The sequence below is a fragment of the Frigidibacter albus genome (genome assembly GCF_009908165.1).
In the GTDB taxonomy this organism is placed as follows: Bacteria; Pseudomonadota; Alphaproteobacteria; order Rhodobacterales; family Rhodobacteraceae; genus Frigidibacter; species Frigidibacter albus.
This window is the reverse complement of record NZ_JAAAUC010000003.1, coordinates 12,446-36,080: the sequence shown is the minus strand read 5'-3', so window position 1 is coordinate 36,080 and position 23,635 is coordinate 12,446. Positions and strand designations below refer to the sequence as shown.

General features: G+C 70.5%; 25 protein-coding genes. 11 read left to right on the top strand and 14 right to left on the bottom strand.

All coding sequences use genetic code 11. The annotated features are described in order from the left end of the window. Positions 1-56 precede the first annotated feature (56 nt). Positions 57-956: a DMT family transporter gene (locus GVY41_RS05140; RefSeq protein WP_161344734.1), complete on the top strand. Its 900-nt coding sequence runs from the start codon at positions 57-59 to the stop codon at positions 954-956. Between the two features lie 33 nt (positions 957-989). Here the strand turns inward: GVY41_RS05140 and GVY41_RS05135 are convergent, their stop codons facing one another. The 7 genes from GVY41_RS05135 to GVY41_RS05105 form a co-directional block, all read right to left on the bottom strand. Further along, a complete protein-coding gene (locus GVY41_RS05135) occupies positions 990-2,117 on the bottom strand; it encodes a lytic murein transglycosylase (protein WP_161344736.1) in 1,128 nt (375 codons plus the stop codon). Positions 2,118-2,240: 123 nt separating this feature from the next. Next, complete coding sequence (locus GVY41_RS05130; RefSeq protein WP_229725964.1) at positions 2,241-3,080, bottom strand: phosphodiesterase; 840 nt, start codon at positions 3,078-3,080, stop codon at positions 2,241-2,243. Beyond that, a complete protein-coding gene (locus tag GVY41_RS05125; protein WP_161344738.1) occupies positions 3,081-4,115 on the bottom strand; it encodes an ABC transporter ATP-binding protein in 1,035 nt (344 codons plus the stop codon). After that, entirely contained in the window at positions 4,112-4,897 is a 786-nt protein-coding gene (locus tag GVY41_RS05120) for an ABC transporter permease (RefSeq protein ID WP_161344740.1), read from the bottom strand. The genes GVY41_RS05125 and GVY41_RS05120 overlap by 4 nt, the downstream gene beginning before the upstream one ends. A 4-nt stretch (positions 4,898-4,901) precedes the next feature. Next, the gene (locus tag GVY41_RS05115; protein WP_161344743.1) at positions 4,902-5,705 is read right to left on the bottom strand and encodes an ABC transporter permease; all 804 of its coding nucleotides are present in this window, start codon (positions 5,703-5,705) and stop codon (positions 4,902-4,904) included. A gap of 55 nt (positions 5,706-5,760) precedes the next feature. Continuing rightward, the gene (locus GVY41_RS05110) at positions 5,761-6,771 is read right to left on the bottom strand and encodes an ABC transporter substrate-binding protein (protein WP_161344744.1); all 1,011 of its coding nucleotides are present in this window, start codon (positions 6,769-6,771) and stop codon (positions 5,761-5,763) included. Positions 6,772-6,775: 4 nt separating this feature from the next. Next, on the bottom strand, positions 6,776-7,861 hold the full coding sequence (locus GVY41_RS05105; protein ID WP_161344746.1) for a LacI family DNA-binding transcriptional regulator: 1,086 nt from the start codon (positions 7,859-7,861) through the stop codon (positions 6,776-6,778). A gap of 199 nt (positions 7,862-8,060) precedes the next feature. Here GVY41_RS05105 and GVY41_RS05100 point away from each other — a divergent pair, with 199 nt between their 5' ends. From GVY41_RS05100 to GVY41_RS05090, 3 genes are read left to right on the top strand one after another with little or no spacing between them, the layout of a single operon-like run. Next, entirely contained in the window at positions 8,061-9,071 is a 1,011-nt protein-coding gene (locus tag GVY41_RS05100; protein WP_161344748.1) for an ABC transporter substrate-binding protein, read from the top strand. Beyond that, a complete protein-coding gene (locus GVY41_RS05095) occupies positions 9,068-10,108 on the top strand; it encodes a FecCD family ABC transporter permease (protein WP_161344750.1) in 1,041 nt (346 codons plus the stop codon). The genes GVY41_RS05100 and GVY41_RS05095 overlap by 4 nt, the downstream gene beginning before the upstream one ends. A gap of 10 nt (positions 10,109-10,118) precedes the next feature. Continuing rightward, positions 10,119-10,883 carry an ABC transporter ATP-binding protein gene (locus GVY41_RS05090; RefSeq protein ID WP_161344752.1) on the top strand — a complete coding sequence of 255 codons (765 nt, stop codon included), beginning with the start codon at positions 10,119-10,121 and terminating at the stop codon, positions 10,881-10,883. Here the strand turns inward: GVY41_RS05090 and GVY41_RS05085 are convergent. Then, positions 10,880-11,869: a DUF6635 family protein gene (locus GVY41_RS05085; RefSeq protein ID WP_229725965.1), complete on the bottom strand. Its 990-nt coding sequence runs from the start codon at positions 11,867-11,869 to the stop codon at positions 10,880-10,882. The genes GVY41_RS05090 and GVY41_RS05085 overlap by 4 nt on opposite strands. Before the next feature lie 265 nt (positions 11,870-12,134). Between GVY41_RS05085 and GVY41_RS05080 the strand changes: the two genes are divergently transcribed. Genes GVY41_RS05080 through GVY41_RS05050 form a run of 7 tightly spaced genes read left to right on the top strand, consistent with a single transcriptional unit; the run spans position 12,135 to position 18,003 of the window. After that, positions 12,135-13,052: an AAA family ATPase gene (locus GVY41_RS05080; RefSeq protein ID WP_161344852.1), complete on the top strand. Its 918-nt coding sequence runs from the start codon at positions 12,135-12,137 to the stop codon at positions 13,050-13,052. Between the two features lie 10 nt (positions 13,053-13,062). Further along, positions 13,063-13,926 carry a DUF58 domain-containing protein gene (locus tag GVY41_RS05075; protein ID WP_161344754.1) on the top strand — a complete coding sequence of 288 codons (864 nt, stop codon included), beginning with the start codon at positions 13,063-13,065 and terminating at the stop codon, positions 13,924-13,926. Then, the gene (locus GVY41_RS05070; protein WP_161344756.1) at positions 13,923-14,288 is read left to right on the top strand and encodes a hypothetical protein; all 366 of its coding nucleotides are present in this window, start codon (positions 13,923-13,925) and stop codon (positions 14,286-14,288) included. The genes GVY41_RS05075 and GVY41_RS05070 overlap by 4 nt, the downstream gene beginning before the upstream one ends. Beyond that, positions 14,281-15,252 (top strand): VWA domain-containing protein, encoded by a 972-nt coding sequence (locus GVY41_RS05065; RefSeq protein WP_161344758.1) that lies wholly within the window; start codon positions 14,281-14,283, stop codon positions 15,250-15,252. The genes GVY41_RS05070 and GVY41_RS05065 overlap by 8 nt, the downstream gene beginning before the upstream one ends. Next, positions 15,249-16,172, top strand: coding sequence for a vWA domain-containing protein (locus tag GVY41_RS05060; RefSeq protein ID WP_161344760.1), 924 nt, complete (start codon positions 15,249-15,251; stop codon positions 16,170-16,172). Before GVY41_RS05065 ends, GVY41_RS05060 begins: the two co-directional genes overlap by 4 nt. Next, positions 16,169-16,771 (top strand): hypothetical protein, encoded by a 603-nt coding sequence (locus tag GVY41_RS05055; RefSeq protein ID WP_161344762.1) that lies wholly within the window; start codon positions 16,169-16,171, stop codon positions 16,769-16,771. The genes GVY41_RS05060 and GVY41_RS05055 overlap by 4 nt, the downstream gene beginning before the upstream one ends. Further along, the gene (locus tag GVY41_RS05050) at positions 16,768-18,003 is read left to right on the top strand and encodes a hypothetical protein (protein ID WP_229725966.1); all 1,236 of its coding nucleotides are present in this window, start codon (positions 16,768-16,770) and stop codon (positions 18,001-18,003) included. Before GVY41_RS05055 ends, GVY41_RS05050 begins: the two co-directional genes overlap by 4 nt. On the opposite strand, the gene GVY41_RS05045 is transcribed toward GVY41_RS05050, so the two are convergent. Genes GVY41_RS05045 through GVY41_RS05020 form a run of 6 tightly spaced genes read right to left on the bottom strand, consistent with a single transcriptional unit; the run spans position 17,942 to position 23,632 of the window. Continuing rightward, complete coding sequence (locus GVY41_RS05045; RefSeq protein WP_161344764.1) at positions 17,942-18,304, bottom strand: hypothetical protein; 363 nt, start codon at positions 18,302-18,304, stop codon at positions 17,942-17,944. The two genes, GVY41_RS05050 and GVY41_RS05045, sit on opposite strands and share 62 nt — an antisense overlap. Then, positions 18,301-18,945 (bottom strand): hypothetical protein, encoded by a 645-nt coding sequence (locus tag GVY41_RS05040; RefSeq protein ID WP_161344766.1) that lies wholly within the window; start codon positions 18,943-18,945, stop codon positions 18,301-18,303. The genes GVY41_RS05045 and GVY41_RS05040 overlap by 4 nt, the downstream gene beginning before the upstream one ends. Beyond that, positions 18,945-19,625 carry a response regulator transcription factor gene (locus GVY41_RS05035; protein WP_161344768.1) on the bottom strand — a complete coding sequence of 227 codons (681 nt, stop codon included), beginning with the start codon at positions 19,623-19,625 and terminating at the stop codon, positions 18,945-18,947. Before GVY41_RS05035 ends, GVY41_RS05040 begins: the two co-directional genes overlap by 1 nt. Further along, entirely contained in the window at positions 19,622-21,133 is a 1,512-nt protein-coding gene (locus GVY41_RS05030) for a sensor histidine kinase (RefSeq protein ID WP_161344770.1), read from the bottom strand. Before GVY41_RS05030 ends, GVY41_RS05035 begins: the two co-directional genes overlap by 4 nt. Then, positions 21,130-22,479, bottom strand: a complete 1,350-nt coding sequence (locus GVY41_RS05025) for an ATP-binding response regulator (RefSeq protein WP_161344772.1) — start codon at positions 22,477-22,479, stop codon at positions 21,130-21,132. The genes GVY41_RS05030 and GVY41_RS05025 overlap by 4 nt, the downstream gene beginning before the upstream one ends. Next, positions 22,463-23,632 (bottom strand): FIST N-terminal domain-containing protein, encoded by a 1,170-nt coding sequence (locus tag GVY41_RS05020; protein ID WP_161344774.1) that lies wholly within the window; start codon positions 23,630-23,632, stop codon positions 22,463-22,465. The genes GVY41_RS05025 and GVY41_RS05020 overlap by 17 nt, the downstream gene beginning before the upstream one ends. Between the last annotated feature and the right edge of the window lie 3 nt (positions 23,633-23,635).

The window sequence follows — 23,635 nt, the reverse complement described above, 5'->3', positions numbered from 1 at the left end:
GTCGGCGCCCGCCACGGCGCCGGGCCCCCGATACCGCCCATGACGGACGCCAAGACATGAACCTTCCCGGAACCACCTTTCGCGGCACGGCGATCAGCCCGGCCCGGCTTGGCATGATCGTGATGCTGCTGGCGATGTTCCTGTTCGTCGCCAATGACGCGATGGGCAAATGGCTGGTCTCGACCTATTCGGTCGGGCAGGTGCTGCTGCTGCGCTCTGCCGTCGCGCTGCTGATCCTTGCACCCTTCCTGTGGCGCATGGGGCTGGCGCCGATCCGCCGGGTGCAACGCCCGCTGCTGCAACTCGCCCGCGTGGTCTTCTCCACCGCCGAGGTGTTCTGCTTCTACTGGGCCGTCTATTACCTGCCGCTGGCCGATGTGATGACCTATTGGCTGGCCGCACCGATCTATGTGGCGGCGCTGTCGCCCTTCTTGCTGGGCGAGAAGGTGGGCGCGTTGCGGTGGGCGGCCATCGCGCTCGGCTTCGTCGGGGTGCTGGTCGCGCTGACGCCCTCGGGCGAAGTGCATCCCTTCGCCATCGCCGTGTCGGTCATAGGCACCCTCGCCTTCGCGCTGATGATGCTGACCGGCCGCAGCCTGCGCGGCACGCCCGATACGGTGTTGGTCTTCTTCCAGATCCTCGGCGCGCTGGCGGCGGGGCTGGTCCTCGCCCCGGTCGGTTGGGTGACCCCGAGCGGCCCTGACCTGCTGCTTCTGGGCACGCTCGGCGTGGTCGCCATGCTGGGCCATATCTGCGTGAACCGCGCGGTGAAGCTGGCCGATGCGGCAACGGTGGCGCCGTTCCAGTACACGCTGCTGCCCTGGGCGGTGCTGATGGGCTGGATGTTCTTCGGCGACCTGCCGACCGCGACCATGCTGGCGGGCGCGGCGATCATTGTGGTGTCCGGCCTGATGATCTTCGCCGCAGACCAAAAGGAACGCAGCGCAGCGCCGTGAACGGGCCGGGGGCCAAGCCCCCGCCCAATCCCGTTAGCCGAGACTGCGCAGCAGGGCCACCGAGGGCACGCCGGTCGCCGCCTGCCCGATGCTGCCCTGATAGGCACTGATCGCGCTGCGGCTCTTCGGTCCCAGCACCCCGTCCGCGCCGCCGGTGTCGAAGCCTCGCGCGGTCAGCCGCTGTTGCAAGCGGATGCGGTCGTCCTTGGTCAGGCCATTGGCATCGGGCGGGAAGCTGCCGCGCAGCGGCCCTCCGCCGGCAATCCGGTCGGCCAGATGGCCCACGCCGATCGCGTAAAGGTCGGAGTTGTTGTAGCGCTTGATCGCGCGGAAGTTGCCGGTGACGGAAAACCGCGGCCCGCCCGGCTGCGGCTGCAGCGCGCCATCCGCGGCCTCGTTCCCCCAACGCACACCCCGGGTCCAGCCGCTGCGCGACAGGTAGGCCGCGGTCGAGGCAAGCGAGTCGGTCGGATCGTCCGACCAGATGTCGCGCCGCCCGTCGCCGGTGAAATCCACGGCATATTCCAGATAGGAGGTCGGGATGAACTGGGTATGCCCCATTGCCCCGGCCCAGCTTCCGACCATGCGTTCCGGCGTCACGTCGCCGCGCTGCAAGATGCGCAGAGCCGCGACCAGCTGCTGTTCGAAGAACGCCGCGCGGCGCCCGTCATAGGCCAGGGTCGAGGTTGCCGAGATCACCGGCACGTCGCCGCGCCGCTCGCCATAGAAACTTTCCAGCCCCCAGACCGCGGTGATGATAGAGGCATCTACGCCATAGCGCGCTTCCAGCGCAGCCAGCGTCGGGCGCTGGCGGGCATAGGCGGCGCGGCCCTTGGCCACCCGTTCATCCGACACGGCGATGGACAGGTAATCCTCCAGCGTGCGGTTGGATTCGGGTTGGTTGCGATCCCGTGTCACCGCGCCGGGCACGAAACCGGCCGAGCGGAAGGCCGAGGACAGCGTTCCTTCCGAAATTCCCTGCCCCGCGGCCCGGCCCTTGAACGAGGCGACCCAGGCATCATAGCCCGCATTCGGCACCGGGCGCAGATCGTCCGGGATGCCGGCCGGCGCCGACGCGCCGCCAAGATTGCGGGGCCCTGCGCAAGCCGCCAGCCCGAGGGCTCCGAGCCCAAGGCCGAAGTGCCGCCTGTTGATCGACATGTCTGCCCTCCTTGGCTGATCTTTGCAGCCAGCATAGAGAAACGCCCCGCGGTCGCAATCGGGGCTTGGCCCGCGCGGGGGGGGGGGCGCGGCGAAACCGGCGTGTTTCAACCGATCAGGGCGTCAGTCGAAGGGCCACAGGGCCGGGTTCAGGGTTACGGGCAGCACATCGGAGATCAGCCCCGGTTGTGTTCCGAGCCAACTGTGCAGGACCACAGCCCCCGGCTCCAGCGCCAGCGCATGAACCGCATCCGCGCGCAGGTCGCGGTTGACAGCATGGGCGGTCGAGGGGGCGATCATGCAGCCGACACGGCCGATCTGCCCGGTGATGGCGCGGTGGACATGGCCGGAAATCATCCGGGCGGGGCCGGGATAGGCTTCCAGCAGGTCCATCAGGGCCGCGCCGTTGCGCAGGTTGTCGGCATCCATCGCAGGGATGCCGCAATGCAGCCAGGGATGATGTGTCGCCACCACAACCGGATGGCCGCCAAGGTCGGCAAGCGACTGGCTCAGGAAGGCAAACCCCTCCTCCGCCAGCCAACCGTGATGCGCGCCCTCCAGAAGCGTGTCGAGGCCGATAACGGCGAAGGGGCCGAAATCACGCAGCCAGTGGACCGGGCCACGGGCGGGCATCCAGTCCTGCCCGGCAAAGGCGCCGCGCATGCCCTCGCGGCTGTCGTGGTTGCCGGGGATCGCCCGCCAGGGCAGCGCCAGATCGGCCATGATCTCGATGAAATGGGCATATTCCTCGGCCGTGCCATGGTCGGTCAGATCGCCGGTGACGATGGCACAGTCGACGGGGCCGAGCGCGGGCAGGCGGGCATTGATCGCGGCCACGGCGCTGCGCAGCGCGGCGGCGGTGTCGGAATGGCCGCAGACAAGCTGGCCCTTGGGCACGACATGGGGATCGCTGATCTGGATGAAGGTGGGCATGGTGAAGGTGGGCATGATGGGGGCGGGCATTCAGGCAGCGGCTTTCTCTGGGCTCAGGATCAAGATCGACTGCGGCGCGATGGCAAGGCGCACCGTCTCGCCCGGCTTCGGGGCAGACTGGCCCTGATGCAGGCAGAACAGGGTGTCCTCCGTCGCGCCGCTCAGGGCGATGCGGTAATGGGTGCCAAGGAAGGTAACGGCTGTGACGCGGGCGGTCAGCGGGCCGTGCTCGGCAAGCCGCACATCCTCGGCCCGCACGAAGGCGGCCTTGCCGTCCGAGGGGGCAGTCAGTGCCAGCGTACCGCCCGGCAGATGCAGCTGGCTGCCCTCGATCCGGCCGCCAAGCGGCATCGAATTGCCGACGAAGCGGGCGACGAAGGCGGTTTGCGGCGCCCGGTACAGCGCCTCGGGCGTGCCGATCTGGGCGACGCGGCCCTGGCTCATCACTGCAACGCGGTCGGCAATCGCCATCGCCTCATCCTGGTCATGGGTCACGAAGATCGCGGTGATGCCGAACTGGCGCAGCAGGGCCGCCAGCTCGTCGCGCAACTGCCCGCGCAGGGCGGCGTCGAGCGCCGACAGCGGCTCGTCCAGCAGCAGCAGGCGCGGGCGCGGCGCGAAGGCGCGGGCCAGCGCCACCCGTTGCCGCTGCCCGCCCGACAGCGCGGTGATCGCCCGCCCTGCATAAGGTTCCAGCCGGCACAGCGCGATCACCTCGTCCACCCTTGCGTCGATCTGCGCGCGCGGCAGGCCCTGCATCTTCAGCCCGTAGCCGATATTGCCGCGCACCGACATGTTGGGGAACAGCGCGTAGGACTGGAACACCATCCCCACCTTCCGCCGCTCTACCGGCTGATGGGTGATGTCATCGTCCTTGAAGCGGATCTCGGCCCCGGCATCGGCCGTCTCCAGCCCCGCGATGATCCGCAGCAGCGTGGTCTTGCCGCAGCCCGAGGGGCCAAGCAACGACACGATCTCGCCCTCGGCGATATCAAGGTCGGTGGGCAGCAGCGCGCGGGTGCCGCCGGGATAGGTCTTGGCGATGTTGCGAAGGGTCAGGGTCATTGCGACATCCTTTGGGCACGGGCGCTGGCCCATTGCATGGCAAGCAGCAGCGGCACGATCATCACGAAGAAGATCAGGGTATAGGCCGAGGCAATTTCCAGCCGCATCGAGGCATAGCTGTCGGCCAGCCCCACCGGCAGGGTTTTCAGGAAGGGTGTGTGCAGCATCCAGGTCAGGTTGAATTCGCCGATCGACAGGGTGACGACGGTCAGCGCCCCCGCCAGAATGCCGGGCAGCGCGTTCGGCACCACCACATCGAAGAACCGCCGCACCGGGCCCGCGCCAAGGGTTGCCGCGCCCTCCTCCAGCGTCCTCAAGTCAATGGCGGCCAGCACCGATTGCACGGAGCGCACCATGAAGGGCAGCGTGTAGAGCACATGGCCGACAAGGATGAAGGCCGGGCTCATCCGGAAGCCCTTGTAGCTGCCGTAAAGCTGCAGCAGCGCCAGCGCCAGCGCGAGGCCGGGAATGGCCAGCGGCAGCGAGATGAACTCCTCGACCGCGCGCGACAGGCGGCCGGGGCTGCGGGCCAGCGCATAGGCGGCGGGCACGCCGATCACCAGCGTCACGCACAGGCAGGCCAGCGCGATGCCAAGCGACAGGAAGATGGAGGAGGCGTAAAGCTCCCACACCACCGCGATCCACTCCAGCGTGAGGCCAGAGCGGATGCCCTGGAAGTAGTTCACCGTCACGCCCGCCAGCACCGACTGGATCGTCGGCACCAGCAGGAAGGCGGCGGCCAGCAGCGTCACCGCCAGTTGCAGGGCTTTGCCGATCCGCATGGCCTCAGCCCCCCGCCGCGATGGTGGAGCCCGAGAAGCTGCGCGCCAGGAACAGCATTCCCCAGGTGACGATGCCCAGCAGGACCGACAGGGCCGCGGCCATGGCGATATTCGCCGACAGCGTGAACTCCGTGTAGATCACCATGGGCAGAACATCGATATTGGTGGCCAGCGTGAAGGCGGTGCCGAAAGCCCCCATCGCGGTCGCAAAGGCAATTGCGCCCGCGGCGACCAACGCCGGGGCCAGCGCCGGGATCAGCACATCGCGCAGCACCCGGTGCGACGGGGCCCCCAGAGTGCGGGCCGCCTCTTCCAGCGCCGGGTCGATCTTTTCGGCCGCCGCCATCACGGTCAGCAGCACGCGGGGGATCGAGAAATAGAGGTATCCCAGGAACAGCCCGAAGATCGAATAGGCAAAGACCCCGTGACCGGGGAAGATCGCGTTGAACAGCCCCTGCCGCCCGCCCAGCAAGATGATCATGAAGCCCACGACCACGCCCGGAAAGGCCAGCGGCAGCGTCAGGATCGACAGCAGCACCGCCCGCCCGCGAAAGCGGTTTCGGGTCAGGAACAGCCCGGCGGTGGTGGACACCGCCAGCGCGGCAATGGTGACGCTGACCGAGACCAGAACCGTCTGCACCAGCGTCGTCAGGTAGCGGGGCGTGTGCAGGATCTGCCAGTAGATGCCCCAGCCTGCTTCGCCCTCGCCCGAGGCAAGGACCAGCCGCACCAGCGGCAGCGCCAGAAAGGTCAGCGCGAAGATGGCAAGCGGCACAAGGCACAGGGCAACGAACTGCCGGGTGGACATGGGGGATTCCTTGGATTGGGATGGGCAGGGCGCGAGCGCCCTGCCCTGCCGCGCGTTACTTCACTTCGGACAGGTAGCGCTCGCCAAAGGCAGCCTGCGCCGCGGCCATCGCCGCATAGTCCACGGCCACGGCCCGCTCATAATCGCTGTCGGGCAGGAAGCGGCCGGCGACATCGGCGGGCAGTTCCACCGGGCGGGCGGGCTTGAGATAGGCATTGGTCCAGATCGCCTGGCCTTCATCCGACAGGATGAAGTCCAGCGCCTTCTTGGCGGTTTCAGGATGCGGTGCGTTCGCCACCAGGCTCATGACATAAGGCACGCGGATCGTGCCTTCGCAGGGCAGCACGAATTCGTAGTTGCCGCCCTCGTTGTACTTGGCGCGGTAGGCGTTGAAGTCATAGTCGAACAGGATCGGGATCTCACCCGAAACGACGCGGGCATAAGAGGTCTGCTTGGGCACCAGCGGGCTGTTGGCGGCCAGGTCGTTGAAATACTTGATCGCCGGGCCGAAGTTGGTCAGATCGCCGCCGAACGCCTGGTTCACGGCAACCGCGCCGGCATAGCCGACGAAGGCGGAAGCCGGGTCGAGATAACCCACCATCGCCTTGTATTCGGGCTTGGCCAGGTCGGCCCAGCATTGCGGCACCGGCGCGCCGGCCAGCGCATCCACGTTCACGAACATCCCCAGCGTGCCGTAATGCACGGCAAACCAGTTGCCCTCGGGGTCTTTCAGCCCGTCCGGGATCTCGTCGAAGCCGGCGGGCTTGTAGGGCTGGACGACGCCCTCCTTGATCGCCTGAATGCCGGTGGTCACGCCGTAATAGGCGACGTCGGCCACGGGCGAGGCCTTTTCGGCGATCATCTGGCTCAGCGCCTGGCCCGAGTTCTTGTTGTCATGGGGCATGGTGATGCCGGCCTGTTCGTCCAGCGCCTTCAGCATCGAGGCCCAGTCCGCCCATTCCGGCGGGCAGTTGTAGCAGACGGCGTCTTCGGCAAAGGCCTCCGTGGTGAAGGCCGGCGCGGCAATGGCCGTTGCGAAGAGAACGGCAAGAACGGTATGTTTCATCGGTTCATCCTTGTTGAGCGGTTTCGGCAGGGGGAGCGGACGGCGGTTGGGCTGCAACCCGACCGTCGTCACCTTTTCCCGGGGTCGGCGGGGCAAGCGTCGCCCCGGCCCGGAAATGGAAGGACAGGGCCGGCGGCTGAACGGGCGCGCCGCCCTGCAGTCTTTCAAGCAGCAGCCGGGCGGCCTGACGGCCCATTGCCTCGGGCGAGGTTTCGATGGTGGCTAAGGGCACCTCGAGCAACCGCCCGATCTCGATCCCGTCGAACCCGGCAACCGACATGTCCTGCGGCACGCGCCAGCCCAAAAGGCGTGCGGCATTTTGCAGGGCGATGGCGAGGAAGTCGTTCGAGGCGAAGATCGCCGTCAGCCCAGGGTGCTGGCCGAGGATCACGGCAAGGCGGTCAGGCTGGCGCGCCTCGGCCTCGCCGATCTCGATCAATGCCGGGTCGGGCAGGCCCCCGGCCCGGCATTCGGCCAGAAACCCGGCATAGCGGTTGCGCGAACGGTCCGAGGTCGAGAAGCGCAGCGCAAGAAACCCGGTGCGCCGGTGGCCAAGCCGGGCGAACTGCCGCGCCACCTCGCGGGCGGCCTCCACATTGTCCACGTAGGAGGTGACGAAGCCCTCCATCGGATCGTGGAACATCAGCGCCACCGGGATGCCGCGCCGGCCCGCCAGTTGCAGGGCCGCGCTGCGCTCGGGTGCGACCATCGTGGCGATCAGGGCGTCGGTGTCTTTCGACAGCAGCATCTCGAGGGCGGCGTCGTCGGCCGCCTCGTCGTAGTTGGAGCAGGAGATGAGCAGCTGGTATCCAGACCCCTGAAGCTCTGCCTGCACGCCCTGCACCGCTTCCGCAAAGACCGGGTTGGCCAGCGAGGGCACAAGGCAGCCGATGGTCATCGACCGGCGGCTTTGCAGGGCGCGGCCGATGGCCGAGAAGCTGAACCCCAGGTCGCGCGCCGCCGTCTCGACCCGCTCGCGCACATCGGCGCTGGCGGAGCCGGAATTGTTCAGCACCCGGCTGGCCGTCGCCACACCGCAGCCCGCCGCCTGCGCGACGTCCTTGATGGTGATGGCGGATTTGTGGGTCATGGGTTTCGGGCCTGTGGAAACGTTTCCATGGCTTGTAGCGTCCGAATCTGCACAGGATTATGACATGCAGCGCCCTGGCCGGGACCCATCGCCGCCAGCCGCTCTCTATGCCCTGATTTCCGACTGAAACGCTCTTGTTATCCCCCAAGGCCGCCGCTAAGAGAGCCAGACTCTTTTCGTCGGAAAAATGGACTCCATCATGTGGAACAAGGGCCTTGGGGTGCTGGGCGCCGTCATGGGAACCTGTCTGTGTGCCGCCGTGCAGGCCGCGCCGACCACCTATCCCCTGACGCTCGAGAATTGCGGCCAGCAGGTCACCTTCACCATGGCGCCCGAACGGGCGGTGCCACTGGGACAGAACAGCGCCGAGATCCTGTTGCTGCTGGGGCTCGAGGACCGGATGGCCGCCACCGCCTTCTGGCCGAACAAGGTCCTGCCCGAACTGGAGGCCGCCAACAGCAAGGTCGAGGTCCTGACCGTCGAATTCCCGACGCTGGAGGCGGTGCTGTCCAAGCAGCCTGACTTCGTGCCGGCGATGCTGGTCACGCTGATGGGCCCCGACAGCAAGGTCGCCAAGCGCGAGGATTTCGAGGCGCTCGGGATCCCGACCTATCTCTCGCCCAGTGCCTGCTCTACCGCGCTGACCGCGGGCGATGCCTATGGCAGCCGGGGCGACCTGTGGACGATGGACCTGCTCTACAAGGAAATCGAAGACCTCGCGCAGATCTTCGACGTCGCGGATCGCGGGCAGGCGCTGGTCGCGGAGTTCAAGGCCCGCGAGGCGGCGCTGCGGGCCGAGTTCGCCCAAAGCGAAGACGTGACCTTCCTGTTCTGGTTCTCCAGCCCCTCGCCCGCCGATGACGCCTATCTTGGCGGCGGCAACGGCCCGTCGGGCTATATCGCGGACATCCTTGGCGGGTCGAACGCGGTCGAGACCGAGGCGGAATGGCCGACGCTTGGCTGGGAAGGCATCATGGCCGCCAACCCCACCGTCTTCGTGGCCGCGCAGGTGGACCGCAACCGCTGGGATCTGGACAATGCCGCGGCGAAGATCGCCTATCTGACCTCGGACCCGACGGTCAGCCAGATGGAGGCGGTGAAAGCCGGGCGGATCGTGGAGATGAGCGGGGCCGCGATGAACCCAAGCATCCGCACGCTCTATGGCGCCGAGCAGATCGCCGAGCAACTGAAGGCGCTTGACCTGCCGTGACACGCACCGATGACGCAGGGGGCGGGGCCGGCTGGCTCGCCCTCTTCCTGGCGCTGGCCCTTGTCGTCCTTGCCTTCGCGGTCGCCCTTGCGACCGCGATTGGCGATTACAGGATCGGCCTTGGCACCGTCTTTCTGGCGGTCACCAACGGGCTTGGCCTGACCGGGGCCGAGATCCCGCCCATCGAGGCCAGCATCGTGTGGGACCTGCGCCTCAGCCGGGCACTGGTCGCAGCCCTGGCCGGGGCCGGCCTCGCGCTTTGCGGGGCGATCCTGCAGGCGCTGCTGCGCAACGCGCTGGCCGAGCCCTTCGTGCTTGGCGTGTCGGCGGGCGCCTCGACCGGCGCGGTCTGCGTGATCGTGCTTGGCATCGGCGCGGGCGGGCTATCGCTGTCGATGGGCGCCTTTGCGGGCGCCTTCGCGGCCTTCGCCCTCGTCGCGCTGCTGTCGAACGGGGCCACAAGCGGCCCCAACCACACGATCCTTGCCGGGGTCGCCGCCTCGCAGCTGTTCAACGCGCTGACCTCCTACATCGTCACCACCTCGGGCAATGCCCAGCAGGCGCGCGACGTGATGTTCTGGCTGCTTGGCAGCTTTGGCGGCGTGCGCTGGCCCGATGTCTCGCTTCTGGTGCTTGTCGTAGCGGCAAGCCTTGGCATCTGCCTGTGGATGGCCCGCTCGCTCGATGCCTTCACCTTCGGGGATGAGGATGCGGCGGCGCTTGGGGTGCCGGTGGCGCGCATCCGCCTGATCCTGTTCGGGGTGACGGCGATGCTGACGGCGACCATCGTCAGCATGGTCGGTGCCATCGGCTTCGTCGGCCTCGTGGTGCCCCATGCGGCGCACTATGTCGTCGGCCCCATGCACATGCGCCTGCTTCCGGCCTGCGCGGCGGTCGGGGCGGTGTTCATGGTGCTGGCCGATATCGTCTCGCGGGTGATCGTGGCGCAGCAGACCGTGCCCATCGGCGTGGTGACGGCGCTGGTGGGCGTGCCGTTCTTCGCCCTCATCCTCTACCGCTCGAGGCCCCAGACATGAGCCCCCGCCCATGAGTGTCGTCGCCAGCAATCTGGTCTGGGGCGTGCGGCGCAAGACCATCCTGTCCGATGTGTCGCTGTCCGTCGCGCAGGGTGAAACGCTGGGGCTGATCGGCCCGAACGGGTCGGGCAAATCCTCGCTGCTGCGGCTGCTGGCCGGGCTGAAGCGGCCGCAGTCGGGCCGGGCGCTGATCAACGGGCAGGACATCGCCACTGTGCCGCGCCGCAAGCTGGCGCAGCAGGTGGCCTTCGTGCAGCAGAACGCCGCGACCGACACCAATGTCTCGGTCCGCGATGTGCTGCGGCTGGGGCGCACGCCGCACCGCTCTGCCCTGTCGGGCTGGTCTGCGGCGGACGAGGCGGCGGTGACCGGCGCGCTCGCCGCTGTGGGCATGTCCGGCCATTCGGCGCAGGCCTGGCAAACCCTGTCGGGCGGCGAGCGTCAGCGTGTCCATATCGCGCGGGCGCTGGCACAGGCCCCGCGCGTGATGTTCCTCGACGAGCCCACCAACCATCTCGACATCCAGCATCAGATAGAAATCCTGCGGCTGGTGCGGGATCTGGACCTGACCAGCATCGTCGCCCTGCATGACCTGAACCTTGCCGCGATGTTCTGCGACCGTATCCTGGTGCTGCACGCCGGCCGCGTCGTGGCCTGTGGCAGCCCCGGCGAGGTGCTGACCGAAGACCTGCTGCGCCAAGTGTTCCGGGTCGAGGCAGAGGTGAGCCTGTCTGCCGATCCTGCCCGCCCGCATATCCGCTTCCGGGCGGGCTAGCCCCGAAACGCCCGGAAAACCGACACGGCCGCATCCCAGAGGTCGAAGACCCGGGCCAGCGCATGTTCGCGCGCAGCGAACGGCCTGTCCCGGCTGCCGCCGATTTCCGCGTCGAGCGTGTCCAGAAGCCGCATCAGCCTGCGGCGGTGGATTCCAAGCCGCACCTGCACCGGATCGGCGATGACGCCGGCAAAGGCGGCGATGACCGACCCCAGCAGCATGAGGCCCGCGACCGTGGCGACAATCAGCGCGGGGGACGGTCCGACTGCAAAGACGCCATACCAGACCCCGCCGAGCGTGGCGCCAAGCGGAAACTCGGCAACGGCAGTGCCTCGCGACACCGCCCCCGCGACACCGGGGGCCATCGAGATCATGCCGGGGGTCAACGCCTGAAACACGATGGCGCCGATGGCGAGGGTGACGAGGCCGGTGGTGAACTCGGCAATGGAGGACCGCGTGCCGGTGTAATCCCCGATCGCGCCAGTGATCCGGTCGGCCAGCGCCTGCGCACCGGCCACCGAGCCCTGGCTGCGGATCATCGCGCGAAACTGCGGCGCGGCAAGGATGGCGCGCGACATCGCGGCGCGGTCCGGGATGGCTTTGCCCGGGGCCGGCGGCACGTCCAGCAGCTCGCCGAGGATCGCGGCCTCGACCCGCGCCGAAACCGCCGTGCGCAGCAGCAGGCGCCGGTCCGCCAGCCAGTCCGCGGCCCGTCCCCAGCGCAGCTTCCGGCAGATCCACGCGCCCGCCCTGGCCAGCAGCAGGATCGGCGACAGCATGACATTGATCGGCGCCCGCAGGATATCGAAGCCAAGCGCCGCCCCGTGCAGCCGCAAGGTGCCGGGCCATGTGAAATGGCGGCGCACGAAGGCATCCACCTTGGCCCGCCGCGCGCCCTCTGCCGTGCCCTCCGCCCCAGCGGGCTCCGAGGCAATCCGACGTCTCAGATACAGCGCCTTCAACATCGGCTTTCCCACCTGGACCATGTCCGCACCAGTCGCGCTGCCGGTCACCGCACACCGCCCCTGCGCATGATATAGGGGAGCGACACCCCACCGCCAACGCCCACCCGACATCGGCGAGCGCCCCGCCCCCCGTCATCCGCAAGTATGAGGCGCGGGCGGTGGCGGGGAGCGCGTTCCTCTGCCACTCTGCCCCGGACATGGCCGATCGGGGAGGTGAGGCGTGGCACTTTTGGAAAGCGTTCCGGCGCCGTCTGCGGCCGCCGAGATTGCAGAGCTGACGGCAGCAATGGCCGCGGGGCTGATCGGGCATGACCATCTGGTCGAGCGTCTGGTGATCGCCCTTCTGGCCGACGGTCATGTGCTGATCGAGGGGCCGCCGGGCCTCGCCAAGACCCGCGCCGTCAAGCGGCTGGCGGCGGGCCTCGACGGCAGCTTCGCCCGCATCCAGTGTACGCCCGACCTGATGCCGTCCGACATGATCGGCACCCAGCTGTTCCGCCGCGCGTCCGAAAGCTTCGAGTTCGCGCCCGGGCCGCTGTTCCACTCGCTGGTGCTGGTGGATGAGATCAATCGCGCCCCGCCCAAGGTGCAATCGGCGTTGCTGGAAGCGATGGCCGAGCATCAGGTGACGGTGGGCGGCAGCACAAGGCCGCTGCCCGACCCGTTCATGGTGATCGCCACCCAGAACTCCATTGAGCACGAAGGCACCTTCCCGCTGCCCGAGGCGCAGCTGGACCGCTTCTTGCTGCATGTCCAGCTGGCGCTGCCGGGGGCCGAGGCGGAACGCGCGATCCTCGATCTGGTGGAAGGGGAGCTGCGGGCGCCGCCCCTGCCCGAAGGCCCGCGTCTGGGGCATGACCGGCTCCACGCCGCCCGCGCGGCGGTGGCGGCGGTGCATCTTGCGCCGGCACTGAAGGATTTCATCGTGCGGCTGGTGATGGGCACGCGCGCGGTGGGCGAGGATGCGCCGCTGGCCGGGCTGATCGAGCATGCCGTCTCGCCCCGCGGCACGCTGGCGCTGGCCGCCGCGGCGCGGGCGCGGGCGGCGCTGGCCGGGCGCGACCATGCCCTGCCCGAGGATGTGGAAGCGCTGGCCCCCGATGCGCTGGCGCACCGGCTGGTGCCAAGCTGGCGTGCGACGTCCGAAGGGCTGTCGGCGCGGGACATCGTGGCCCGCCTGCTGGCGCAGGTCCGGCCGTATTGAGGGGCCGCCCATGCTTGCCCCCGCCATTACCGACCTGCGCGCCGAGGATCTGCTGGCCATCGGCGCCCGGCTGGGGCGGCCGGGGCGCGGCGCGGTGCAGATCACCCGCCGCGCCGGGGTCACCGCCACCCGCCTGCGCGGGCAGGGCCATGAGATCCGCGAGATCCGCCCCTATACCGAGGGCGACGACCTGCGCCATCTCGATGCCGCGGCCACAGCGCGCAGCGGCAGCCTTCAGGTGCGCAGCTTTCAGGAAGACCGCGACCGCAGCGTGATGCTGATCGCCGATTTCTGCCCGCCGATGCTGTGGGGCACGCGGGGGCGCTTCCGCTCGATTGCCGCCGCCGAGGCGTTGGCGGTGGCGGGCTGGCAAGCGGTGCTGGCGGGCGGCAGTGCCGGCGTGGTGGCGCTGACAGCCAGTGGGCTGGTGGCGGAGCGCGCGGCGGCCCGCGCCCGCGGCATGGCGCGGGTGGCGGGATGCCTCGCGCGGGCGCACGCCGCGGCGCTGGAGGCTCCGGAAGCGGCCGTGCCCGACCTTGCGCAGATGCTGGCCGGGGCCGCCCGCCTCGCCCCGCGCGGGGCGGCGGTGGTGCTGGCGACCGGCTTCGACGATCCAGGCGAGGGCATCGAGCAGGTGCTGGCCGGCATCCTGCGCCGCGGCCCGCTGCGCATCGAGCTGACCGAAGACCGCTTCGAGCTGAGCCCTCCCGCTGGTGCCCTGCCCTACCGGATCGGCACCGGCCCCGCCCGCCTCGGTGACTTCACCGCCCTGCCCGCGCGCCGCGCCGATCTGGTCCGGCGGCTGGAACAACTCGGCGCGCAGGTGGAGCGGCTGGCGACCGACGCGCCGCTGGCACTGGAGCCCGCGCCATGACCCCGCAGATCGTGCAGGACCTGCACCCGCCGCGCCTGCCGCTGGATTATGTGCAGCTTGGCCCACCCGAAGTGCTGGCCGCCCTCGGCCTCGGCCTGCTTGCGGCCCTCGCGCTGATGGCCCTGCTGCGCCCCGCCCTGCACCGCCGCCGCCCGCCCGCCGAGGCGCTGGAGGCGGCGCTGGCCGACCTCCGCCCCCTGCCGCCGCAGGACCGGCTGCTGGCACAGGCGGCGCTGCTGGCGCACTATGGCGGCACGGTCCCGCCCGACCTGCGCCCCGCGCTCTATGGTGCCGCGGTGCCGGACAACCCTACGCTGGAGCCGCTGATCCGCGCCGCCGCGCGAGGCGCCAGACATGCCTGACCTCGGCACCCTCATCCTCGCCGCCCCCCTCGCGCTGCTGCTGTTGCCGTTGCCGCTGCTGGCGCTCCGCCTGCTGCCACCGCAGCCTGCGCAGCTGGCCGCGATGCGCCTGCCCGGCGCCATCGGCGCGGCGGCCCTCCCCGCAGACGCGCAGCGCCGCACCGTCACCCGCACCCGGGCCCTGAAAGCGCTGCTGTGGTGCGCGCTGGTGCTGGCCCTTTCCGGCCCGGCGCGGCTGGTCGCCACCGCCGATACCAGCGCCTCGGGCCGAGACATCCTGCTGTCGCTGGACCTGTCGGGCAGCATGGCCATCGAGGATTTTGATCTGGACGGGCAGCGCATCTCGCGCCTCGATGCCGTCAAGCAGGTGGCGCAAGGCTTCGTCGCCTCGCGCGCTGGTGACCGCATCGGGCTGGTGCTGTTCGCTGACCGCGCCTATGTCGCGGCCCCGCTGACCCATGACCTTGCCGCCGTGTCCCGCGCCATCGAGGAGGCGGGGATCGGCATCACCGGCCGGTCCACCGCCATCGCGGAAGGGCTGGGGCTCGCGCTGAAACGGGTGGTGGCGGGGGCGGCGGAGGGGCAGGTGATCGTGCTGCTGTCGGATGGCAAGGAGACCGGCGCGCGGATGGATGCGCGGCAGGTCGCGGCGCTGGCTGCCGAACGCGGTGTGCGCGTTCACACCATCGCGCTTGGCCCCGACGATCTGGAAACCCGCCCCGCCAGCCGCGATGCCGTGGATATCGCCTTGCTGCGCGAGATTGCGGCGGCCAGCGGCGGCACCAGTTACCGGGTGCGCGACATGGCCGACCTTGCGGCGATGGCGGCGGATCTGGACCGGCTGGAGCCCAACCCCTCGCGCCGCCCGCCGGTGCTGGTGCCGCAGCCGATGTGGATCTGGCCGGCGATGGTGGCGCTGCTGGCGGCGCTTGGGCTTGGCCTTGACCCGAGGGGGGCGGCATGAGCCCCGGCGATCTGGTCCTGTTGCGCCCTCTATGGCTGCTGGCGCTGCTGCCCGTCGCCTTGGCGGCCCTCTGGCTGCGGCGCCGCGCGGCGGGCGGCGGGTGGGAGCGGCTGGTCGATCCGCCCTTGCTGCGCCGGATGCAGGCGCTTGGGCTTGTCGGCATGGGGGGCGCACCTCGGCTCGCACCCTTCGTGCTGGCCGCGCTGCTGGCACTGGCGCTCGCCGGCCCGGCGCGCCTCAGCGCCTCGGCCACCGCCTTCGCGCCGATGGACCCCGTGGTGCTGATCCTCGACCTCTCGCCCTCGATCACGCGCGGCCCGGCGCTGGCCGATGCGCAGGCGGCGGCGGCGCTGGTGCTGCAATCGGCGCAGGGGCGGCCCGTGGGGCTGATGCTCTATGCCGCCGATGCCTATCTCGCCAGCGCGCCCACCAGCGATGCGGCGACGCTGGAAAGCCTGATCGCGGTGCTGGATGCGCAGACCATGCCGGTGCAGGGCAGCCGGCCCGACATCGCGCTGGCCAGCGCCCGCGATCTGTTCTTGCGCGAAGGGCATCCCGGCGTGGGCGGGGTAGACCTGATCCTGATCTCCGACGGCGGCGGCGTCAGCCCCCCGGCGCTGGAGGAGGCGCAGCGGCTGGCCGAGGCGGGCGCGCGGCTGTGGACGCTGGGGCTGTCCTCCGCCCCGGCCGAGGGCGCCCCGCCCCCCGACTCCGAGGCGCTGGCAAGCCTCGCCGCTGCGGCTGGCGGTGCCCATGCCCCCGCCAGTGCCCCCCGCCCGCTGCTGGCGCAGATCGAGGCGGCGCGGCTGACCGCCCTCGCCCGCAGCGAACGCGCCGCGATGGCCTTCGACGACCTCGGCCGCTGGCTGCTGCTGGCGGCGCTGATGCCTGCCCTCGCCCTGATGCGGAGGCGGGCATGACCCGCGCCGCCCTGATCCTTGCCGGTTGCGCGCTGCTGGCCCTGGCGCTGGCGGGGCGGGAGGGCATCGGCAAGCTGGCACTGGTCGCAGGGCTGCCCGGCCCCGCGGCGCGGCTCATCGAGGATCCGCAGATCCGCGGCGTGGCGCTCTACCGCGCCGGGGACCATGCCGCCGCCGACCTCGCCTTCCGCGCGGCGGGCCGCAGCGCCACCTACAACCGCGGCCTGTCGCTGGCCGCCACCGGCAACTACCCCCTCGCCCGCGCCTATTTCGATGCGGTGCTGTTCGCCAACCCGGCGGATTCCGAGGCGCGCGACAACCGCGCCGTGGTGCATGCCCTGATCCCGCCGGTGATGGGCGCGGGCAACGAGGCCGGCCGCATCGCCGTGACTCCCGTCACCCCGCCGGACGGCCCGCCGGTGGAAAAGTTCAACGTGCTTGGCAAACCGCTGGACGCAGGCCGCCGCGTCGCCGATGCCGCCTGGCTGGAGGCGCTGCCCGATGATCCGGGCGAATTCCTGCGGCTGCGGCTGGCCGATGAGCATCTGCGCCGCCTGTCCATCGGCCTGACCCCGCCAGAGGAGGGCGACCCGTGGTGATACGCTTCGCCCTGTGCCTGCTGCTTCTGCCGCTCCCCGCCCTCGCCGAGGGCCGGCTGGAGCTGGACATCATCCCCCACCCCACCCACAGGGAAATCGTGGTCGGCGAGATGGTTCCCGTCACCCTCCGCGGCGTCTACGAACGCTCCATCGCGCGCGAGGATCTGGTGATCGCCCCCACCGATGCCTTCGACTGGATCCAGCTGGCGCAGGACGACTGGCACCGCGAGAGGATCGACGGGCGCAGCTACATGGTGATGGAGCGCAAGCTGGCGCTGTTCCCCAAGCGGGCCGGGCCGGGGCGGTTCGGGCCGGCCGAACACAGCCTGACCATCATTACCACCGCCAGCCAGCGGGCCGAGGCGCTGGTGCGATCGTCCCCGATGGAGCTGTCGGTGGGGAGCTTCCCGACGGATCGGGGCTGGCACTTCGCCGCCTCGGACGTGACGCTGCAAGACGCGCTCAGCACCGACCCCGCCGCCCTGCAGGATGGCGCCACCGTCACCCGCACCGTCACGCTGCGGGCGCATGGCGTGCTGCCGGAAATGCTGCCGCCGCGGCCCGTGGTCTCGGAAAACTGGCTGATCACCTTCGCGGCGCCGGTGCAGCGGACGCTGGAGCTGACGCCCGATGGCCCGGTGGCCAGCGTGATCTGGACCTGGCAGTTCCGGCCGGAAACCGGCGAGCCGGGGGTGCTGGAGCCGGTGGTGATCCCGTATTTCGACACGAAGACCCGGCAGATGGCGCAGGTGGAGATCCCGGCACTGCCGATCGGCTATGCCAGCTTCAGGGACAATCAGGTGGATGCCGGGCGGATCAGCGCGGGCAGCCGCTGGCTGCTGGCTGCCACCTTTGCCGCGGGCCTCGCGCTCGGGGCGGCGGTGATGGCGCGCTGGTATCGGCCGGATCGGGCGCGGCTGGCGGCGGCGCGCCTCGCGCGGCACTGGTCGCCCTTGCCGCGCTGGCACCTGCGGCAGGCGGCGCGGTCAGGCGATCTGCTGGCGTTGCGGGGGGCGGCCGAGGCCTATCTGCGCCCCGAGGAAGCCGCGGACCCGGCCCTGCGCCGCGCGGCTCTGGCGCGGCTGGATGCCGCGATCTACGGGCGGCGGGCAGCTGAGTTCGACACGGCGCGCTTTGTCGCCGACTTGCGGCGGGCCGCGCGGAGCGGGGTCAAAAGCACAGGATCTCGGCCTCGGCCTGCGCCCGCCGCAGCTCTGCCACCACCGCCGTAGTCGCGGCGGTGCCGCGGAACAGCGCCGACCGCTCGCCCGTGGTCTGCCGCAGCATCAGCACGGTTTCCCCCGCGACATATCCGTCATAGGGCAGGATCGCCGCGATCTGGTCTATCGAGCACGAACAGCGCGTCAGCGCATCCCGCGTCTGCCCGTTCGCGGCCATGCAGGCGAAGACATATTCCGCCCGCGCTTCGGTGGGGTAGTCGTTCAGCACCGGCGGCAGGGCCGGATCGGCCGCAAGGGCCGCACCCACAAGCCCAGCCATCACCGCGCCCGCCAGGACTATCGCGCGCATCATTCCTCCTCCGGCATCAGGGTCAGGCTTTCATGATAACCGCCCTTCGCCGCAGCGGTATCGGCCGAAAGGCTGAGGAAGCGCGGGGCCCCTTCGGTCTCCACCACCAGCGTCAGCGCCAGCTCGGCAAAGGCCCCCATGCTGGCGCGGTTCGGGTCGGCGGCGAAGGGCTGCAACACTATCTGCCGGGCGGGCGTATCGCCGAGTGTGACTTCGGTGCCCAGATCGGCCTGCCCAAGCGCCTCGCGGATGCGGTTGCGGATGTAGAACGGGCTGCCGCCGGTCAGCGCGGCCATGTTGCGCGCGGTGGATTCGAGGAAGAACAGCAGCACCGGGTCCGGCCCCGCCAGCGGGAACTCCGACACCGGCGCAGGCCCCGGGGTGCCCGGCCCCTGCCGCGTCAGCACCCTGCGCGGCACCTCGCCACTGGTCTGGGCCAACGTCAGCACCTCATCGCTGACCGGCTTGGGCAGCGCGGCATCCTCGGGCAAATCCGCCGGCACCCTGCGCTCATGGGCATAGGACACCTCCGCCGCGCTCGCCGCAGCCGCCCCCGGCGCGAAGATCAGGTCCGACAGCGGCCCCGCGGCGGCGGGCCCCGCCGCCACCAGCAGCGCCAGCGCACAGGCAACAACTCGGGTCATCAGCTTTCCTCCAGCGTCAGGACAAAGCCGCGCCCGCGCAGGGTGCGCAGGGCCAGCCCATAGGGCGACAGGTCCGACAGCTTGCGCCGCAGGTATCCCAGATAGACATCGACGACATTCTCGGTCGATCCGCCATGCGGCGCCCACAGCGCATCGAAGATCTCGCCGCGGGTCAGCACCTGCCCGGGGCGGGCGATCAGATGCGCCAGCAGCTCGCCCTCGCGCTCGGTCAGCACCACCTTGCGGCCGGCGCCGCTGACGGTGCGGTCTGCCGGGTCATAGCGCAGCCCGCCAAGCGCCAGAGCGGGCACAGGGGCCGCGCCGCGCACCAGCTGCACCTCCAGCCGCGCGATCAGCTCTCCCAGCTGGAAGGGCTTGACCACATAATCCTGCGCGCCGGCATCCAGCCCCTCGGCCCGGTCCTCGACCCGCGACAGGGCGCTGAGCACGATGGCCGGCATCCGGTGGCCGCGGGCACGCATCTCGGCCAGCAGCTCGGCGCCGCTCTCCTCGCCCAGCATCATGTCGATGATCGCGGCATCGAAAGCCTGATGCCGCAGCCGCGCCAGCGCCGGCTCGCCCGCCGCCTCCCAGACCGTGCCATAGCCCGCCGCCCCCAGCCCGCGTTGCAAAAGCGAGGCGATGTCGGGATCATCCTCGACGATCAGCACCTGTTTCACGCAACCTCGCTTTCCGCCCCGGCCGCACGCGGCAAATCGATACGAATCGTCAGCCCGCGGCCTTGGATCACCGGGCTGATCGCCGTCAGCCGTCCGCCCTGAGCCTCGACCACCCACCGCGCCAGCGCAAGGCCGACGCCGAAGCCGGCCTCGCGCGTATCCCCTCGCCCAAAGCGGGCCAGCGCCGGTTCCAGCAGGGCGGGCGCGATGCCCGGCCCGGTATCGGTGACCTCGGCGCGCGCCCATGCCCCGAGGGACTGCCCCCTGATCCGGACAGTCGCCCCCCGCCCCGCATATTTCGCGGCATTCTCCAGCAGGCCGGAAAACACCTGCCGCAGCCAGTCGGCATCGCCGGCCACCTGCAGGTCGCCGTCAAAGTCCAGCTCCGCCTCCACCCCCGCGCGGCGCAGCAGCACAGCCATGTCGCCAAGGGCCGCCTGCGCCGCCGCCGCCAGATCGACGGGCTGACAGTCCAGATCCAGCCTACCGCTGTCGGACCGGGCAATCCGCAACAGATCCTCGATCCGCCGCGCCAGCCGCAGCGCGCGGCTGTGGATGGTGCGGAAACTGGCGCGCAGCGCGGGGTCGTCATGCCGCTCGCCCAGTTCCGCCTCGCCAAGGATCACCGTCAGCGGTGTGCGCAGCTCATGCCCGACATCGGCGAAGAACCGGCGCCGCTCGGCATCCACCCGCGACAGGCGGGCATTGGCGGCGCTGAGATCTTCGGTGCGCTCGGCCACCAACGCCTCCAGCCGGGCACGGTCCGCGGCAAGGCGGCGCGCCCGGCGGTCCAGCCGCGCCGTCATCTGCCGCACCCGCGCGAACAGCAGGCCAAGCTCGTCATGCACCGGCGCGCCCTCGCCGCCCGCTGCCAGCCGCCGGAATACCGGGCGCAGCAGCACCAGATAGAGGACAATCAGCAACAGCGGCGCGCCGATGGCAATCGCCAGCGCCAGCGCATGCAGCGGGCCGCGCAAGTCGGCCATCGCCGCCAGCGCCGCCTCGCGCCGCCGCGTCTCCTGATGGATCTGCGCCGCGATCAGCCCCGGCACCTGCGCGCCGTAGACCGCCAGCGCCGCTTCGCCCGCGGGAGTGCCGGGCGGCGATTGCGCCAGGCTCCGCTCCAGCCGGGTGAATTGCCCGCGCACCCGCGCCAGCGTGATGCCCTGCCGGGCGCGGGTGGCGGTTTCGGTCGCGTTCGGCGCCACCTCCACATCCTCGGCCACCAGCCGGTCCATCAGCCCGAAGGTCGCCGTCACCGGAAAGCTGTCTGGCGCAGCGCCCTGCTGCGCGACCGGCGACAGCCAGCCCAGCATCCACTCGTTCACCCGCGCCGACAGCGCGCCATAGCCCTCGATCCGCTGCTGCGCCGCCATCGCCTCGGCCGCGTGCCGCTGGGTGCGCGACAGGCCATGGACGGCGATGCCCGCGGCCAGCACCGCCAGTGCCGCCAGCAGCAGCGCCGCCAGCGCGAATTTCTGCCGCAGGTTCGGGGCGCCGCGGCTCATGGCGCGGCCCCCAGCAGGGCGCGCATCATCTGCCGCAGCTCCGCCTCGGCCACAGGCTTTTCCAGAACCCCGGCGCCGAGATGAGAAGACGCGGCCCCAATCGTCTCGGCGCATTCCGCGCTGACGATCAGCGCCGGCACCGCGCGGCCAAGCGCGGCATGAACCTGGCTGATCACCTGCACGCCCGTCTCGCCCTGATCCAGCCGGTAATCGGTCAGCACGATCTCGGGACGCGGGCGCGGCCCTTGCAACAGCCTGCCCACGCCCTCCATCCCGTCGGTGGCCAGCACCGTCATGCCCCAGCCCCCCAGCAGGAAGGAAAACGCCTGCCGCATTGCCGGGTCATTCTCCACCACCAACACCGTGCGCCCGTGAAAGGCCGCGTCCGGCCCCGGTGCCTCGCGCGCATCGGCCACCTTGTCCTTGGGCGCCAGCGACGCAGCATCGGCCAAGGGCAGCAGCACCCGGAACAGCGAGCCGCGCCCCGGGGCGCTGAGCACCTCGAGCTTGTGGCCAAGCTGCTGGCAAGCGCGGCGCACGATGGTCAGGCCAAGGCCGGTCCCCGGCTGGTCGGAGTGCGAGAGGCGTTCGAATTCGTTGAAGATCCGCTCCTGATCCTTGGCGGCGATGCCCGGCCCGGTGTCATGCACCTGCAGCCACACCGCGCCCGGCGCCCGCCGCACCCCGACCAGAACCCGGCCGGACAGCGTGTATTTCAGGGCGTTGGAGATCAGGTTTTGCGCGATGGAGCGCAGATGCACCGGATCGCTGAGCACCGCGGCAGACGAGGGCACGAAGCGCAGGTCCAGCCCCCGCGCCTCGGCCTGCGCCTGCACGTCGATGGACAGCCGCTGGAACAGCCGTCCCAGCGACACCGGCCCCACATTCATCTCCACCCGCTGCGAATCCAGCCGGGCGATCTGCAGCAGCGCGCGGATCAGGTCTTCGGCGGATTCGAAGGTGGCGGCGATACGGCCGACCAGATCGGCCTGCCCGGGATCGGTCGTCACATCCTCCAGATGCGACAGCAGCAGCTTGGCGGCGCTCAGCGGTTGCAGCAGGTCATGGCTGGCCGCGCGCAGAAAGCGCGACTTGGCGCGGTTCGCCTCATCCGCGGCCACCCGGGCCGAGGCAAGCTCGGCATTGATCGCGCCCAGATCGGCCAGCGCCCGTTCCAGATCGAGGTTCCGCGCCACCACCTCGCGTTCCAGCACCGCCGCCGCCTGCGACAGGGCATGGGTGGACCCGCGCGCCTCGTCGATGATGTCCATCCGCCGGATCAGCGCGGCATTGATGCGCTGCAGCTTCTGGATCTGCCGCTCGGCGGTGTCAGAGCTGCGCAGCATCGTCGTCCTCACCTTGCAAGAACGCCAGCCCCACGAAGGTCTGGTTCACGTGGATGCCGCCATGCTGCTCGCCATAGGTGTTGAACCCGGCGATGTTGTAGTCGTGGAAGATGCGGCCCACCGTCTCCTGTAACCCCGCCTGTTCCAGCGCGATGCGCCGCAAGATGCAGTCGAACCCCAGGATCAGCGCGGCGGGGCCAGCCAGCTGCGCCAGCCGCGCCTCGAAGCCGCCCGTGAGGTCTTCGGCGCGGCCAAGGGTCATCATCACCCCCTCATCCACCGCCGACATCATCCGCAGCCCGCCGCCCTCGGTCACCTCGAGGATCGCGCGCACGAAATGCCGCCGGCCGATCCGCACCAGCAGCGGGTTCTCGGCAAAGGCGCGGGGGCCGAGATCGGCCACCGGCAGGCCGATCCTCCTTGCATATTCCTCGGCCGCGGGTTCGGCGTTGATCTCAAGGATCAGCCGCTCCTCGGGCAGCGCCTCTGTCACCACCATCCGCTGGCCGGCCGGGGTGAAATGGTCGAACACCACCTCCTCGATCCGGTAATCGGTGGACATCAGGCACAGGACCGCGCTTTGCGGGCAGCTCTCGCCGTCGATGGCAAGGTGGGTGCGGCCAAAGCGCAGCCCGTCCCCGGCCGATCCCCCCAGCACCAGCACGCCGGGCAGCGTCGCCTCGACCGTCGCCGTCACCAGCTCCTCGCGCTTGCTCAGCCCGTCGATGAGCAGGATGCCAAAGCGCACCCGGCCGGGCCGGTCCGGGACCCGGGCGCTGGCGGCGCGCAGCGTCGCCATCCAGTCCAGCGCCGCATGGTCGCGCAGCCGCCGCAGCCAGACCGCCTCGCCCTCGAAATGCGCGGCAGGAAAGGCGATGGCGACGGCGCCGCGATTGTCATAGCCGGCAAAGGCGAACTCGCCGGCCGAGGAGCAGCCGACCACCCGGCAGGCCGTGCCAAAGCGCGCCGCCAGCGCCCCGGTCAGCGGCGCGATCAGCGACCCGTCCGAGGCGAAGACCAGCACCAGCCCCGGGGCTGCGCCCCCGAAGGCCGCCACGATCTGCGCCTCGATTTCGGCGGCATTGCCCAGGGCGGTCACGGCGCGCGGCCGTTCCGGTTTGGGAAGCGCCGCCCCTGCGGACATGTCCGGCATGGC

What these genes read in the sequence shown, in the direction of transcription:
- GVY41_RS05110 (WP_161344744.1), bottom strand. Translation starts at nt 6,771, where the DNA reads ATGAAACATACCGTTCTTGCCGTTCTCTTCGCAACGGCCATTGCCGCG.
- GVY41_RS05045 (WP_161344764.1), bottom strand. Translation starts at nt 18,304, where the DNA reads ATGATGCGCGCGATAGTCCTGGCGGGCGCGGTGATGGCTGGGCTTGTG.
- GVY41_RS05130 (WP_229725964.1), bottom strand. Translation starts at nt 3,080, where the DNA reads ATGCCCGCCCCCATCATGCCCACCTTCACCATGCCCACCTTCATCCAG.
- GVY41_RS05120 (WP_161344740.1), bottom strand. Translation starts at nt 4,897, where the DNA reads ATGCGGATCGGCAAAGCCCTGCAACTGGCGGTGACGCTGCTGGCCGCC.
- GVY41_RS05075 (WP_161344754.1), top strand. Translation starts at nt 13,063, where the DNA reads ATGCTTGCCCCCGCCATTACCGACCTGCGCGCCGAGGATCTGCTGGCC.
- GVY41_RS05025 (WP_161344772.1), bottom strand. Translation starts at nt 22,479, where the DNA reads ATGCTGCGCAGCTCTGACACCGCCGAGCGGCAGATCCAGAAGCTGCAG.
- GVY41_RS05020 (WP_161344774.1), bottom strand. Translation starts at nt 23,632, where the DNA reads ATGCCGGACATGTCCGCAGGGGCGGCGCTTCCCAAACCGGAACGGCCG.
- GVY41_RS05060 (WP_161344760.1), top strand. Translation starts at nt 15,249, where the DNA reads ATGAGCCCCGGCGATCTGGTCCTGTTGCGCCCTCTATGGCTGCTGGCG.
- GVY41_RS05040 (WP_161344766.1), bottom strand. Translation starts at nt 18,945, where the DNA reads ATGACCCGAGTTGTTGCCTGTGCGCTGGCGCTGCTGGTGGCGGCGGGG.
- GVY41_RS05070 (WP_161344756.1), top strand. Translation starts at nt 13,923, where the DNA reads ATGACCCCGCAGATCGTGCAGGACCTGCACCCGCCGCGCCTGCCGCTG.
- GVY41_RS05030 (WP_161344770.1), bottom strand. Translation starts at nt 21,133, where the DNA reads ATGAGCCGCGGCGCCCCGAACCTGCGGCAGAAATTCGCGCTGGCGGCG.
- GVY41_RS05135 (WP_161344736.1), bottom strand. Translation starts at nt 2,117, where the DNA reads ATGTCGATCAACAGGCGGCACTTCGGCCTTGGGCTCGGAGCCCTCGGG.
- GVY41_RS05140 (WP_161344734.1), top strand. Translation starts at nt 57, where the DNA reads ATGAACCTTCCCGGAACCACCTTTCGCGGCACGGCGATCAGCCCGGCC.
- GVY41_RS05125 (WP_161344738.1), bottom strand. Translation starts at nt 4,115, where the DNA reads ATGACCCTGACCCTTCGCAACATCGCCAAGACCTATCCCGGCGGCACC.
- GVY41_RS05065 (WP_161344758.1), top strand. Translation starts at nt 14,281, where the DNA reads ATGCCTGACCTCGGCACCCTCATCCTCGCCGCCCCCCTCGCGCTGCTG.
- GVY41_RS05090 (WP_161344752.1), top strand. Translation starts at nt 10,119, where the DNA reads ATGAGTGTCGTCGCCAGCAATCTGGTCTGGGGCGTGCGGCGCAAGACC.
- GVY41_RS05105 (WP_161344746.1), bottom strand. Translation starts at nt 7,861, where the DNA reads ATGACCCACAAATCCGCCATCACCATCAAGGACGTCGCGCAGGCGGCG.
- GVY41_RS05055 (WP_161344762.1), top strand. Translation starts at nt 16,169, where the DNA reads ATGACCCGCGCCGCCCTGATCCTTGCCGGTTGCGCGCTGCTGGCCCTG.
- GVY41_RS05115 (WP_161344743.1), bottom strand. Translation starts at nt 5,705, where the DNA reads ATGTCCACCCGGCAGTTCGTTGCCCTGTGCCTTGTGCCGCTTGCCATC.
- GVY41_RS05085 (WP_229725965.1), bottom strand. Translation starts at nt 11,869, where the DNA reads ATGGTCCAGGTGGGAAAGCCGATGTTGAAGGCGCTGTATCTGAGACGT.
- GVY41_RS05080 (WP_161344852.1), top strand. Translation starts at nt 12,135, where the DNA reads ATGGCCGCGGGGCTGATCGGGCATGACCATCTGGTCGAGCGTCTGGTG.
- GVY41_RS05100 (WP_161344748.1), top strand. Translation starts at nt 8,061, where the DNA reads ATGTGGAACAAGGGCCTTGGGGTGCTGGGCGCCGTCATGGGAACCTGT.